This window comes from Rodentibacter myodis (genome assembly GCF_001999305.1).
In the GTDB taxonomy this organism is placed as follows: Bacteria; Pseudomonadota; Gammaproteobacteria; order Enterobacterales; family Pasteurellaceae; genus Rodentibacter; species Rodentibacter myodis.
The window spans coordinates 40,787-53,206 of sequence record NZ_MLHQ01000022.1; the positions used below are offsets into that span (position 1 = coordinate 40,787).

The 12,420-nt window shown below is 42.8% G+C and carries 14 protein-coding genes; 11 read left to right on the plus strand and 3 right to left on the minus strand.

Features of this window, described 5'->3' with window-relative positions:
• The first annotated feature begins 30 nt into the window (after positions 1–30).
• From BKL49_RS08545 to BKL49_RS08590, 10 genes are all read left to right on the plus strand, one after another.
• Positions 31–648: an OmpH/Skp family outer membrane protein gene (locus tag BKL49_RS08545; RefSeq protein WP_077424504.1), complete on the plus strand. Its 618-nt coding sequence runs from the start codon at positions 31–33 to the stop codon at positions 646–648.
• A 12-nt stretch (positions 649–660) separates the two neighbouring features.
• Positions 661–1,686, plus strand: coding sequence for a UDP-3-O-(3-hydroxymyristoyl)glucosamine N-acyltransferase (gene lpxD, locus BKL49_RS08550; protein WP_077424506.1), 1,026 nt, complete (start codon positions 661–663; stop codon positions 1,684–1,686).
• 102 nt (positions 1,687–1,788) lie between these two features.
• Positions 1,789–2,235 carry a 3-hydroxyacyl-ACP dehydratase FabZ gene (fabZ, locus tag BKL49_RS08555; RefSeq protein WP_077424508.1) on the plus strand — a complete coding sequence of 149 codons (447 nt, stop codon included), beginning with the start codon at positions 1,789–1,791 and terminating at the stop codon, positions 2,233–2,235.
• A 14-nt stretch (positions 2,236–2,249) separates the two neighbouring features.
• Positions 2,250–3,038, plus strand: coding sequence for an acyl-ACP--UDP-N-acetylglucosamine O-acyltransferase (gene lpxA / locus BKL49_RS08560; protein WP_077424510.1), 789 nt, complete (start codon positions 2,250–2,252; stop codon positions 3,036–3,038).
• 218 nt (positions 3,039–3,256) lie between these two features.
• Positions 3,257–4,429, plus strand: coding sequence for a lipid-A-disaccharide synthase (lpxB, locus tag BKL49_RS08565; RefSeq protein ID WP_077424512.1), 1,173 nt, complete (start codon positions 3,257–3,259; stop codon positions 4,427–4,429).
• Positions 4,422–5,015, plus strand: coding sequence for a ribonuclease HII (rnhB, locus tag BKL49_RS08570; RefSeq protein WP_077424514.1), 594 nt, complete (start codon positions 4,422–4,424; stop codon positions 5,013–5,015). The genes lpxB and rnhB overlap by 8 nt, the downstream gene beginning before the upstream one ends.
• 9 nt (positions 5,016–5,024) lie before the next feature.
• The gene (locus BKL49_RS08575) at positions 5,025–6,881 is read left to right on the plus strand and encodes an SLC13 family permease (protein ID WP_077424516.1); all 1,857 of its coding nucleotides are present in this window, start codon (positions 5,025–5,027) and stop codon (positions 6,879–6,881) included.
• 13 nt (positions 6,882–6,894) lie between these two features.
• Positions 6,895–7,509 carry a molybdopterin adenylyltransferase gene (gene mog, locus BKL49_RS08580; RefSeq protein ID WP_077424518.1) on the plus strand — a complete coding sequence of 205 codons (615 nt, stop codon included), beginning with the start codon at positions 6,895–6,897 and terminating at the stop codon, positions 7,507–7,509.
• Positions 7,506–7,844 (plus strand): nitrogen regulatory protein P-II, encoded by a 339-nt coding sequence (gene glnB, locus BKL49_RS08585; protein ID WP_077424520.1) that lies wholly within the window; start codon positions 7,506–7,508, stop codon positions 7,842–7,844. The genes mog and glnB overlap by 4 nt, the downstream gene beginning before the upstream one ends.
• Entirely contained in the window at positions 7,844–8,917 is a 1,074-nt protein-coding gene (locus tag BKL49_RS08590; RefSeq protein ID WP_077424522.1) for an AI-2E family transporter, read from the plus strand. The genes glnB and BKL49_RS08590 overlap by 1 nt, the downstream gene beginning before the upstream one ends.
• A gap of 164 nt (positions 8,918–9,081) precedes the next feature.
• Here BKL49_RS08590 and folA read toward each other — a convergent pair whose 3' ends face one another.
• Positions 9,082–9,564: a type 3 dihydrofolate reductase gene (gene folA, locus BKL49_RS08595; RefSeq protein WP_077424524.1), complete on the minus strand. Its 483-nt coding sequence runs from the start codon at positions 9,562–9,564 to the stop codon at positions 9,082–9,084.
• Positions 9,565–9,680: 116 nt separating this feature from the next.
• On the opposite strand from folA, the gene proB reads away from it, so the two are divergent.
• On the plus strand, positions 9,681–10,784 hold the full coding sequence (proB, locus tag BKL49_RS08600; protein ID WP_077424526.1) for a glutamate 5-kinase: 1,104 nt from the start codon (positions 9,681–9,683) through the stop codon (positions 10,782–10,784).
• 80 nt (positions 10,785–10,864) lie between these two features.
• On the opposite strand, the gene bamJ is transcribed toward proB, so the two are convergent.
• Both bamJ and asd read right to left on the minus strand, forming a co-directional pair.
• Positions 10,865–11,488, minus strand: coding sequence for a BamJ family beta-barrel-assembly machinery protein (gene bamJ / locus BKL49_RS08605; RefSeq protein WP_077424528.1), 624 nt, complete (start codon positions 11,486–11,488; stop codon positions 10,865–10,867).
• A 24-nt stretch (positions 11,489–11,512) separates the two neighbouring features.
• A complete protein-coding gene (gene asd / locus BKL49_RS08610) occupies positions 11,513–12,382 on the minus strand; it encodes an archaetidylserine decarboxylase (protein WP_077424530.1) in 870 nt (289 codons plus the stop codon).
• Between the last annotated feature and the right edge of the window lie 38 nt (positions 12,383–12,420).

The following is a 12,420-nucleotide window of genomic DNA, read 5'->3' on the forward strand; positions in this document are numbered from 1 at the left end:
TTAACAAATTAATTTAACGAGGAAATTTCAATGAAAAATGTTTTAAAAGTAACCGCACTTTCTTTAGGTCTTGCCCTTGCTTCCGGTTTTGCCGCAGCAGATGAAAATATTGCCTTCATCAACGCCGGTTATTTATTCCAAAACCATCCGGATCGCCAAGCCATTGCGGATAAATTAGATGCGGAATTTAAACCGATTGCGGATAAATTAGCTGCAAGCAAAAAAGAAATTGATGAAAAAATTGTGGCATCCCGCAAAAAAGTAGAAGCAAAAGTTGCCGCACTGCAAAAAGATGCTAAAGATCCTAAACAACGTCCTTCCGAATTGCAAAAACGTGAAGCGGAAATTAATAAATTAGCGGCAAATGAAGAAGCGGCAATTACGAAATTAATGCAAGAGCAAGATAAAAAAGTTGCCGAGTTCCAAGAACAAAATGAGAAACGTCAAGCAGAAGCACGTGAGAAATTGTTAGCAAGCATTCAAACCGCAACAAATAAAATTGCAAAAGAAAAAGGTTATACCTATGTGCTTGATGCAAACTCTGTGGTGTTTGCGGTAGAGGGCAAAGATATTACGGAAGAAGTATTAAAATCTATTCCGGCAACAGAAAAAGCCGCTGCACCTGCTAAAGCAGAAGAGAAAAAATAATAGGTTCTCATTATGCAAAAATCCTATTCTTTACAAGAATTGGCGAATCAAATCGGCGCTACCGTTCGCGGTAACGCCGATGTCGTTGTTACCAATATCGCCCCCCTTGATAAAGCCCAATCAAATCAACTCACTTTCATTTCTAACGCAAAATTTCGTCCGTTATTAAAAGAGGCTAAGGCAGGCATTTTAGTGGTGTCGGAAGCCGATGTAGAATTTTGTGCGCTGGAAAGCAATTTGCTTATCGTAAAAGATCCTTATGTTGCCTATGCGATTTTGGCACAGTATATGGACACTACACCAAAAGCGGCACAAGGCATTGCTCCAAGTGCGGTCATTTTTGACGGTGTTTCTTTGGGGGAGAACGTCTCTATCGGTGCAAATGCAGTGATTGAAGAAGGGGTTGTGCTTGGCGATAACGTGACTATCGGGGCGAATTGTTTTGTGGGTAAAAACACCAAAATTGGTGCGGGTACACAACTTTGGGCGAATGTGACCGTTTATCACGATGTTGAAATTGGTGCGAACTGCCTCATTCAATCCGGTACCGTCATTGGTAGCGATGGTTTTGGTTATGCCAATGATCGCGGCCGTTGGATTAAAATTCCACAAGTAGGGCAGGTGATTATCGGCAACAATGTTGAAATCGGGGCCTGTACCTGTATCGACCGCGGCGCATTAGATGCCACCGTGATTGAAGATAATGTCATTATCGATAACCTTTGCCAGATTGCCCATAATGTGCATATTGGCACAGGCACAGCAGTCGCCGGTGGGGTGATTATGGCGGGTAGTTTAACGGTGGGGCGTTATTGTTTAATTGGTGGCGCAAGTGTGATCAACGGTCATATGGAAATTTGCGATAAAGTCACCGTAACCGGTATGGGAATGGTGATGAGACCAATCACCGAACCGGGAGTATATTCTTCAGGTATTCCGCTACAAACCAACAAAGAATGGCGTAAAACCGCAGCCTTAACCTTAGGCATTGATGGGATGAATAAACGACTGAAAGCCCTTGAAAAGAAAATCGGCTAATTCTCTTGGAAAACGCACCGCACTTTTGTGGTGCGTTTTGTTTTTAACTGCAAATATCGTATAATCCGCCATTATTTTTTAGTTATTTTTAAGGATCTTAACGTGTCAGAACAACAATCCCGAGTGATCGAAGCAAAAGAAATTATGACCTTATTACCGCACCGTTATCCATTTTTATTAGTGGATCGCGTGCTTGATTACAAAGAAGGTGAATGGCTAAAAGCCATTAAAAACATCAGCGTGAATGAGCCTTGTTTTACCGGTCATTTCCCGGGTGAGCCTATTTTACCCGGTGTACTTATTTTAGAGGCGTTGGCACAATCAATGGGGATACTTGCATTTAAAACCCACGAATTAAAAGGCGGAGAATTGTTCTATTTTGCCGGTATTGATGAAGCACGTTTTAAACGCCCTGTGTTACCGGGAGATCAAATGGAATTACAGGTTCAAGTGATTAAAGAACGCCGCGGAATCACTGCGTTCACCGGTGTGGCAAGTGTCAACGGTGAAGTTGCTTGTGAAGCAAAATTAATGTGCGCACGCCGCTAATAAAGGGGATAATGATGATCCATCCAAGTGCAAAAATCCACCCAGCCGCCCTTGTTGAAGAAGGGGCGATCATTGGTGAAGAGGTTGTTATCGGCCCTTTCTGTATTGTTGAAGGTTCTGTTGAAATTAAAGCCCGCACCCTGTTGAAATCACACGTAGTTGTGCGTGGCGATACCATTATTGGTGAAGATAACGAAATTTATCAATTCGCCAGCATTGGTGAAGTGAACCAAGATTTAAAATACAAAGGCGAAGCGACAAAAACCATTATTGGTAATGCTAACCGTATTCGTGAACACGTGACCATTCACCGTGGCACCATTCAGGGTGGGGGGATAACCCGTATTGGTAACAACAACCTATTAATGATTAACGTCCACGTAGCACACGATTGCCAAATTAAAAATAACTGTATTTTGGCAAACAATGCGACTCTTGCCGGCCACGTTGAGTTGGATGATTTCGTGATTGTCGGCGGAATGTCGGCAATTCACCAATTTGTGGTGGTGGGGGCGCACGTTATGTTGGGGGGCGGTTCAATGGTAAGCCAAGATGTACCGCCTTATGTTATGGCGCAAGGCAATCACGCCCGTCCGTTTGGTGTCAATTTAGAAGGTTTAAAACGCCGAGGCTTTGATAAACCGACAATGCACGCCATTCGCAATGTGTATAAAATGATCTACCGCAGTGGCAAAACCCTTGATGAAGTAATGCCGGAAATTGAACAAATCGCAGAAACCGATTCCGCGATCAGTTTCTTTACGGATTTCTTTAAACGTTCAACACGCGGGATTATTCGTTAAAACAATTAATCTCTTAATCAGCAATATTATGTAGCCATTGATGAGCGAAGAATGCTTGGAAAAAGTCGGGATGTCACGTTGGCGTCCGCAGTGCCGTTTATCGGAATTATTTTTTCTTATGAAGACGACCTAATATTGTCAATGAGAGGATAAAAAACAATGAACAAATCAACCGCACTTTTTTTTCCAAAGTGCGGTTGTTTTTTAGGATAAATTTAATGAGCAAAGAAAATCCAACCATTGCCCTTGTGGCAGGCGAGGTTTCGGGCGATATTTTAGGCGCAGGTTTAATTCAACAGCTGAAAGTTCGTTACCCTCAAGCGCGTTTTATCGGTATCGCCGGCCCGCGTATGATCGCAGAAGGTTGTGAAACCTTGGTCGATATGGAAGCCCTTTCCGTGATGGGGTTGGCTGAAATTCTCAAACATCTGCCCCGTTTACTTAAAATTCGCCAAAACGTTATTCAAACAATGTTGCGGGAAAAGCCCGATGTTTATATTGGCATTGATGCACCGGATTTTAATTTGGATATTGAACTGAAACTGAAAGCAAAAGGTATCAAAACTATTCATTATGTCAGTCCGTCCGTATGGGCGTGGCGGCAAAATCGTATTCATAAAATCGCGAAAGCCACCAATCAAGTTTTGGCTTTCTTGCCTTTTGAAAAGGCTTTTTACGATAAATTCAATGTGCCTTGTCGTTTTATCGGCCACACAATGGCAGATGCCATTCCCCTCAAACCAAATCGCCTAGAAGCCTGTCAATTTCTGAAGATTGATCCTTCGCAACGTTATTTGGCAATTTTGGTAGGAAGTCGGGGTTCGGAAGTGGAATTTTTAACCGAGCCTTTCCTCAAAACCGCATTATTGTTGAAAGCCCAATTCCCCGATTTACAATTCCTTGTGCCATTGGTGAATGAAAAACGCCGTCAACAATTTGAGGCGATTAAAGCCCATGTTGCCCCTGATTTAGCAATGCATCTTATTGATGGCAATGCCCGACAAGTTTTGATCGCAGCCAATGCCACTTTATTGGCTTCCGGCACGGCGGCGTTGGAAGCAATGCTTTGTAAATCGCCAATGGTGGTGGGGTATAAAATGAAACCGCTCACCTATTTTTTAGCGAAACGCTTGGTGAAAACCGAGTATATTTCACTACCGAATTTATTGGCAAATGAAATGCTGGTACCGGAAATGATTCAAGCACAATGCGAGCCAACCCTGTTGGCGGAAAAACTTGCAGACTACCTTTCAGAAGAAGAAAGTGCGGTCAAAAATCGTCATATTTTGATTCAGCGTTTTACCGATTTACACCAACAAATTCAATGTGATGCCGACAAACAGGCAGCACAGGCCGTGATTGATTTATTAGAAGGAAGGGAAAATGTTTGAGTATCCGCAAGGTTATACACTCATCGCCGGTGTCGATGAAGTCGGGCGTGGGCCTTTAGTGGGGGCCGTGGTGACGGCGGCGGTTATTTTAGATCCGAATAATCCTATTGAAGGTTTGGCAGATTCTAAAAAATTGACGGAAAAAAAACGCCTTGCGTTAGCAAAAGAAATTAAGGAAAAAGCACTGGCTTGGGCATTAGGGCGTGCCGAGGCGGATGAAATTGATGAGATAAACATTTTGCAGGCTTCCTTATTGGCAATGACCCGTGCGGTAAAATCCCTAAAAATTCAACCGCACTTTGTGTTGGTGGATGGCAATAAAATTCCGAAAGATCTTGATATTCCGGCACAGGCTATTGTGAAGGGCGACAGTTTGGTGGCGGAGATTAGTGCCGCCTCTATTTTGGCAAAAGTCGCACGAGATCTGGAAATGGAAGACTTGGATCGCCAATATCCCGATTATGCTTTCGCCCAACACAAGGGGTATCCCACAAAATTACATTTAGAAAAATTGGCAGAACTTGGGGCATTGCCACAACATCGCCGTAGTTTTGCACCGGTTAAAAAAGCCTTGGAAAATCGTTAGGAGAGCATTATGCACACCATCTTCAGCAACGCACTTTGGGTTAGCCCATTGTTTTGGACATTGGTGTTACTTACGGTTGCCGTGCTGCTTTTTGTTCGCAATAAAGTGCGAATGGATGCGGTGGCACTCTTGGTGATGTTGGCATTTTATTTAAGCGGCATTTTAACCACCGATGAAATTTTTGCCGGATTTAGTGATCCGAATATTATTTTGATTGCCTTATTGTTTATTGTGGGCGAAGGATTGGTGCGAACCGGCGTTGCTTACCAAGTGAGTGACGGTATCTTAAAACTTGCAGGAAACAGTGAAACAAAAGTATTAATTTTATTGATGTTGGCAGTTGCCGGACTTGGTGCTTTTATGAGTTCGACCGGTGTGGTGGCGATTTTTATTCCGGTGGTGTTGATGATTTGTCGGCAAATGAATCTCTCGCCTAAACGTTTAATGATGCCCTTGAGTGTGGCAGGCTTGATTAGCGGAATGATGACCTTAATTGCCACCGCGCCAAACTTGGTGGTGAATGCGGAATTGATCAAAGATACCGGTTCACGTCTGCGTTTTTTTGATTTTACCCCTATCGGTTTGGTGATTTTATTACTTGGTATCGGCTATATGTTACTCATCCGCCGTTGGTTGGGGGCAAAGATGAGCGCAGAAAATCAGGAAAACCCACAACGTTCTATGGCGGAATTGATTGATGAATATGGTTTGCGTGATCGAACAAAACGTTTTGTGGTGCGTGCCGGTTCATCTTTTATCGGTAAAAGTTTGATTGAACTGAATTTGCGTGCAAGTTACGGCTTGAACGTGTTGGCGATTGAACGCTGGAAACGTTTTCGCCCCATCTATACGATGCCCCTTAGCACATCGGAAATTCACGAGAAAGATATTTTGATGATTGATATCGGGCGACAAGATTTTGATTTAACGGAATTTTGTCAAAGCCATCATTTAGAACCCGCCGAAATTAAATCACAATCTTTTAACGAGCAGGCTAAATCCATTGGAATGGCGGAACTCACCCTTGTACCGGGTTCCGGCATTATCGGAAAAACAACGGCAGAAGTGGAATTTCGTTCTCGTTATGGTTTAAATGTGGTGGGGATTAAACGGGACGGGGAATTAATTTCCGATAGTTTTACAGGCACGCCCTACAAACTTGGCGATTTAATTCTTGTCATTGGTGATTGGAAACAAATCCAACAAATGCGCAGCCGTACAAAAGATTTCGTGGTATTGAATTATCCAAAAGAAATAGAACGTGTTGCCCCTGCACAAAGCCAAGCTCCGCAAGCCTTAATTTCTGTGTTGGTGATGGTGGCATTGATGGTATCGGGTATTGTGCCGAATGTGATTGCTGCGTTGATTGGGTGTTTAATGTTGGGCTATTTTCGCTGTGTGGATGCCAAAAGTGCTTACGATGCCATTCACTGGCCGAGTTTAATTTTAATTATCGGAATGATGCCCTTTGCCACCGCATTGCAGAAAACCGGTGGGATTCAACTTGCCGTAGAAGCAATGTTGCAACTGGTGGGCGATTGGGGAATGTATTTGGTGCTGATGATGTTATTTAGTTTTTGTGCGGTGGTGGGCTTGTTTATTTCCAACACGGCAACGGCAATCTTGGTTGCCCCCATTGCGATTTCATTGGCTCAACAATTAAATGTTTCCCCGATTCCATTTGCTATGGTTGTTGCCATTGCCGCTTCCGCAGCCTTTATGACCCCGGTTTCCTCGCCGGTGAATACGATGGTACTCGGGCCGGGCGGCTATAAATTTAGTGATTTCTTAAAAATAGGCGTTCCTTTCACATTGATTGTGATGTTGGTGAGCGTATTTTTAATTCCTCTCTTCTTTCCATTCTAAAATAAGGAAAAATATGACCGCACTTTTAAAAATAGGCTTGGTTTCCGTCTCGGATCGTGCTTCGTCAGGCGTGTATCAAGATCAAGGTATTCCCGAATTACAGGCTTGGTTGGAACAGGCGTTAATCGATCCTTTCGAGGTTGAAACCCGATTGATTCCTGATGAACAGCCAATGATTGAACAAACACTCAAAGAATTAGTGGATGAACGAGGATGTCATCTGGTGCTGACTACCGGTGGCACAGGGCCTGCGAAACGAGATGTTACGCCCGATGCCACCCTTGCCGTGGCAGATCGGGAAATGCCGGGATTTGGTGAGCAAATGCGACAAGTCAGTTTGCATTTTGTACCAACGGCGATCTTATCCCGCCAAGTGGGGGTGATTCGCAAAGAAAGCCTTATTTTAAATTTACCGGGGCAACCCAAAGCCATTAAAGAAACCCTTGAGGGCGTGAAAGATCAAACAGGCAAGGTAGTAGTGAAAGGGATTTTTAGTGCCGTGCCTTATTGTTTACAGCTTATCAATGGCTTGTATATTGACACACACCCTGAAATTATTGAAAGTTTCCGCCCCCAATCAGCTAGATGGAAAAACAGCCAAACGGGAAAACGTGGAGAAATAAAATGAAAAAAATTGAAGCCATCATTAAACCTTTTAAATTAGATGACGTACGGGAAAACCTGTCCGATATTGGCATTAGCGGTATGACGGTAACGGAAGTGCGGGGTTTTGGCCGCCAAAAAGGGCATACGGAACTTTACCGTGGGGCGGAATATATGGTGGATTTTCTGCCTAAAGTTAAAATGGAAATTGTCGTACCGGACGATTTATTGGAACAATGCCTTGAAACCATTGTGGAAACCTGTCAGACAGGAAAAATCGGTGACGGCAAAATTTTTGTTTACGATGTGGAACGCGTGATCCGCATTCGTACCGGTGAAGAAAATGAGGAAGCCATTTAGTGAAAAATAACCTGAATTTACACCGCACTTTGCTCAGTATGGCGGCATTGGTGATCATTTTGGCGGGAATAAAACTGGCGGCAGAAATTGTGGTGCCGTTTTTACTTTCCCTTTTTATTGCCATTATTTGTTCACCCATCATTAAATCAATGACAGATCGCCGCATACCCCATTGGCTTGCTATGGTGCTACTTTTCGTTTTGATAAGCCTAATCTTCTTCTTTTTGGCGGGGTTAATTAACAGTAGCGTGCGGGAATTTACCCAATCTATTCCGCAATATAAAACACTACTTGCCGAACGGGTGAATGATGTCATGGCACTGGCTCAACGTTTTAACCTGCCGATTCATTTCTCGCGGGAAACCATTCAAGATCATTTTGACCCAAGCATTATTATGAATTTTGTCAGCCGTTTATTGCTGAATTTTTCAGGTGTGGTGAGCAATGTGTTTGTATTGGTGCTGGTGGTGATTTTTATGCTTGCCGAAGCCCCGACAATGAAACATAAATTCGCCTTGGTAATGAGTGCCAATCCTACGGAGATAGCCAAAGAAGAACGGCACATTAACCGCATTTTACAAGGCGTTATCGGTTATTTAGGGATAAAAAGTATCACCAGCCTATTGACCGGCATTGGCATTTTCATTTTGCTTGAAGTTTGCAATGTACAATATGCGATTTTATGGGCGACATTGAGCTTTTTACTTAATTACATTCCAAATATTGGCTCGATTATCGCGGCAATTCCGATTATCGTACAGGCGTTATTATTAAACGGTTTTGGTATCGGCTTTGGGGTAGCGATTGGCGTGATTGCGATCAATATGATTATCGGCAACATCCTCGAACCTAAAATGATGGGAAAACGCCTTGGGCTTTCAACGCTTGTGGTTTTCCTTTCCCTTTTATTTTGGGGCTGGTTACTCGGCACCGTGGGAATGCTTCTTTCCGTCCCGCTCACAATGGCATTAAAAATCGCCTTGGAATCCTCGCCAAATACAGTGAAATATGCCGCCTTGTTGGGGGATGTGGAGTTTAATAATATGATTGCTTGTATTATGGACAATTCTTGAGGGAATGGTACTTGGTGTTTGGAATATTCATCCATTGAAATTGTTTGAATTTTTAATGGGGACGCTAAGTGTGGCGTCCCAACGTTTCATTAAGAATTGTTTATTGTGCAACTCCTACACAACACTGTTTTTTAACCTAAGTGCGGTCAATTTTGAGCGCATTTTTACTTTCTACACAAAATCAAAAAACGGCAATCATAAGAATTGTTTTCATCTTTTTCTCGGAATTGTTCAAATTCAATGTGCCATTCATTCCAATTTAAGGTAGGGAAAAAAGTATCGCCTTCAATTTCTGCTTGGATTTGGGTTAAATAAAGTTTATCGGCTTTTGGTAAATATTGTTTAAACAGTTCTCCCCCACCGATTAGCATAATTTCTTCCGAATCTTTGACAAAATCCACCGCACTTTCAAGGCTGTTTTTCCAAATGATCCCCTCGTGTTTATAGGGCTTTCGGGATAGCACAATATTCACCCGCTTTGGCAAGGGGCGACCAATGCTTTCAAAGGTTTTGCGCCCCATAATCACCGGTTTTCCCGTAGTGTTTTGACGAAACCACGCCAGATCTGCGGGCAAGTGCCAAGGCATTTGATTTTCTTTGCCGATAACATTATTGAGTGTTGTGGCAACAATTAAACTGAGTGTCATAAAAACCCCTTATTAAATTGGCGGGAACTATATCACAGCATTAAATAATTTTAATGCTTTTTAAAAAGTTTAGTGTTAATGTGGGCGGCATTTTCCAGATTAAAAAGAGAAAGAAAATGAATAATAAAACCATTGTTGTCAAATTTGGTACAAGCACGTTAACGCAAGGTTCAGCAAAGCTAAATTCCTCCCATATGATGGAAATTGTGCGTCAAATTGCACAACTTCACCACGAAGGTTTTCGCATTGTGATCGTCACTTCAGGGGCGATTGCTGCAGGGCGACATTATTTGAATCATCCACAATTACCGCCAACCATCGCGTCTAAACAACTGCTCGCCGCCGTAGGGCAGAGCCAACTCATTCAAACGTGGGAAAAATTGTTTGCAATTTATGATATTCATATTGGACAAATTTTGCTAACCCGTGCAGATATTGAAGATCGAGAACGTTTCCTCAATGCCCGCGATACCTTGCACGCCTTGCTTGATAATCAAATTATTCCGGTGATTAATGAAAACGATGCCGTAGCCACGGCAGAAATTAAAGTGGGGGATAACGATAATCTATCGGCGTTGGTTGCTATTTTGGTGCAAGCAGAACAGCTTTATTTATTAACGGATCAACAAGGTTTATTTGAGAGTGATCCGCGTAAAAATCCAAATGCAAAATTAATTTCCGTGGTAGAAAAAATTACCGATCATATCCGTGCGATTGCCGGTGGCAGCGGAACAAATCTTGGCACCGGCGGGATGAGTACAAAAATCATTGCTGCCGATGTGGCAACCCGTTCAGGCATTGAAACCATTATCGCGCCGGGGAACTGCCCGAATGTGATTGTAGATTTAGCCCACGGTCAAAATATTGGCACAAAATTTGTTGCCCACCAATCAGATCGTTTAGAAAGCCGCAAACAATGGCTCTTTGCCGCTCCTTCCGCAGGGGTAATTACTATTGATAATGGTGCAGAACTGGCAATGCTTACTCAAAATAAATCCTTATTACCGGCAGGCATTATTACTGTAGAAGGACGTTTTTCCCGTGGTGAAGTGGTAAAAATTCGCAATCTTGCAGGCAAAAATATTGCGCTTGGTATGCCTCGTTATAACAATGAGGCATTGCAATTAATTAAGGGCAAACAATCACACGAAATTGAAGCAATTCTTGGTTATGAATACGGTGCAGTAGCCCTTCATCGTGATGATATGATTATTCTATAAATGGAGAAGTTGACTTAGCGGAAATAATAAAGTGCGGTCAAAAACACGAAGATTTTTGACCGCACTTTTTATTCTAAAAATTAAAGAATATCTAACAATTCCACTTCAAACACTAATGGCGAGAATGGTGGAATGGACGCACCGGCACCACGTTCACCATAGGCTAATTCGTGTGGAATGGTTAATTTCCATTTAGATCCCACCGGCATCATTTGCAATGCTTCGACCCAACCACGAATTACGCCTTTTACCGGAAATTCAGCCGGTTGACCACGGGCGACAGAGCTGTCGAAAACCGTACCATTTGGTAATGTACCGATGTAGTGAACGCGCACTTTATCTGTTGCGGCAGGTTTTGCCCCGTTACCTTCGGTGATGATTTCATATTGAAGACCGCTATCGGTGATGTTTACTCCGTCTTTTTTGGCATTTTCGGCAAGGAATGCTTTGCCTTCTTCTTCAATGACTTTAAATTGCGCCTGTTGCGCTTCCGCCGCTTGTTGTTGAAGTTGCTGTACGGAAAGCATTAAATCATTAATGTCTAATGCCGGTTGGTTGTGATTTAAGGCATCAAAAATCCCTTTTGCCACCGCTTCAACAGCGATGTCCATTTGGCTATCTAATAATTGTTGACCGATTTGTAAACCGATGCCGTAACTGCCTTTTTCAGAGATACTCTCTAATTTTACGTTTTCAAAACTCATTGTTGTTTTCCTTTGTTAAAAAAATTAGTGTTTGTATGCCAAGATTTCACCCATTCGCACCGGTTCATCCGCACTTAAATGGTCGGCAAGACGGACTTGGTTTGCTTGGAATAAATTGATCACGGTAGATCCGAGCTGGAACCAACCCATTTCTTGACCTTTCAATAATTTGACCGCACTTTCGCCTTCGTAAGTCCAAGTTTTCACTTCATTGTGACGTGGCGGGTTAATCACCCCTGCCCAAGTGGTACCAATGCTTGCCGTGATGGTTGCACCGACTAAAATTTGCACCACTGTGCCAAATTCGGTATCAAAGACACAAATGACACGCTCGTTACGGGCAAACAAATTGGGTATATGCCGCGCTAAAAAAGGGTTTACGGAAAAGAGTTCACCCGGTACATAAATCATTTTGCGTAATGTGCCGTCACAAGGCATATGCACGCGGTGATAATCACGTGGCGAGAGGTAAGTGGTGGCAAACTCACCATTTTTAAAGGCTTCAATCAATTCTTTATCTTCCGCCAGCAAATCTTCTAAACGGAAAAAATGCCCTTTGGCTTGTAATAAACGGTTGTCATCGATATGACCACATTCGCTGATACGACCGTCTGCCGGCAGACAAAGTGCCGTTGGGTTTTGATTAATCGGACGGGCATTTTCTTTTAATGGGCGAATGAAAAATTCGTTAAAACTGGCGTATTGGTTGAATTGTTCCTTTTGCGCAATGCTCATATCAATATTGTATTTTTTGGCAAATGCCTTGATGGCAAGATGTGTCACCGCGCCCCATTTTTGCTTGGCAAACCAACCTGCAAATTGGGTTAAATAATGCTGTGGCATTACATATTGAAAGGCAACTTTTAGACGTTGCCAATAAGAAATTTCGTTCATTCTTCGTTGTCCTCATAAAAAATAGGCGGGAGATTATA

Excerpts from the sequence above, each read along its gene's own strand:
- BKL49_RS08545 (WP_077424504.1), top strand. The coding sequence starts at position 31 with ATGAAAAATGTTTTAAAAGTAACCGCACTTTCTTTAGGTCTTGCCCTT.
- bamJ (WP_077424528.1), bottom strand. The coding sequence starts at position 11,488 with ATGAGTTTTGAAAACGTAAAATTAGAGAGTATCTCTGAAAAAGGCAGT.
- rnhB (WP_077424514.1), top strand. The coding sequence starts at position 4,422 with ATGTTTGAGTATCCGCAAGGTTATACACTCATCGCCGGTGTCGATGAA.
- BKL49_RS08575 (WP_077424516.1), top strand. The coding sequence starts at position 5,025 with ATGCACACCATCTTCAGCAACGCACTTTGGGTTAGCCCATTGTTTTGG.
- lpxB (WP_077424512.1), top strand. The coding sequence starts at position 3,257 with ATGAGCAAAGAAAATCCAACCATTGCCCTTGTGGCAGGCGAGGTTTCG.
- lpxA (WP_077424510.1), top strand. The coding sequence starts at position 2,250 with ATGATCCATCCAAGTGCAAAAATCCACCCAGCCGCCCTTGTTGAAGAA.
- mog (WP_077424518.1), top strand. The coding sequence starts at position 6,895 with ATGACCGCACTTTTAAAAATAGGCTTGGTTTCCGTCTCGGATCGTGCT.
- lpxD (WP_077424506.1), top strand. The coding sequence starts at position 661 with ATGCAAAAATCCTATTCTTTACAAGAATTGGCGAATCAAATCGGCGCT.
- folA (WP_077424524.1), bottom strand. The coding sequence starts at position 9,564 with ATGACACTCAGTTTAATTGTTGCCACAACACTCAATAATGTTATCGGC.
- proB (WP_077424526.1), top strand. The coding sequence starts at position 9,681 with ATGAATAATAAAACCATTGTTGTCAAATTTGGTACAAGCACGTTAACG.
- asd (WP_077424530.1), bottom strand. The coding sequence starts at position 12,382 with ATGAACGAAATTTCTTATTGGCAACGTCTAAAAGTTGCCTTTCAATAT.
- glnB (WP_077424520.1), top strand. The coding sequence starts at position 7,506 with ATGAAAAAAATTGAAGCCATCATTAAACCTTTTAAATTAGATGACGTA.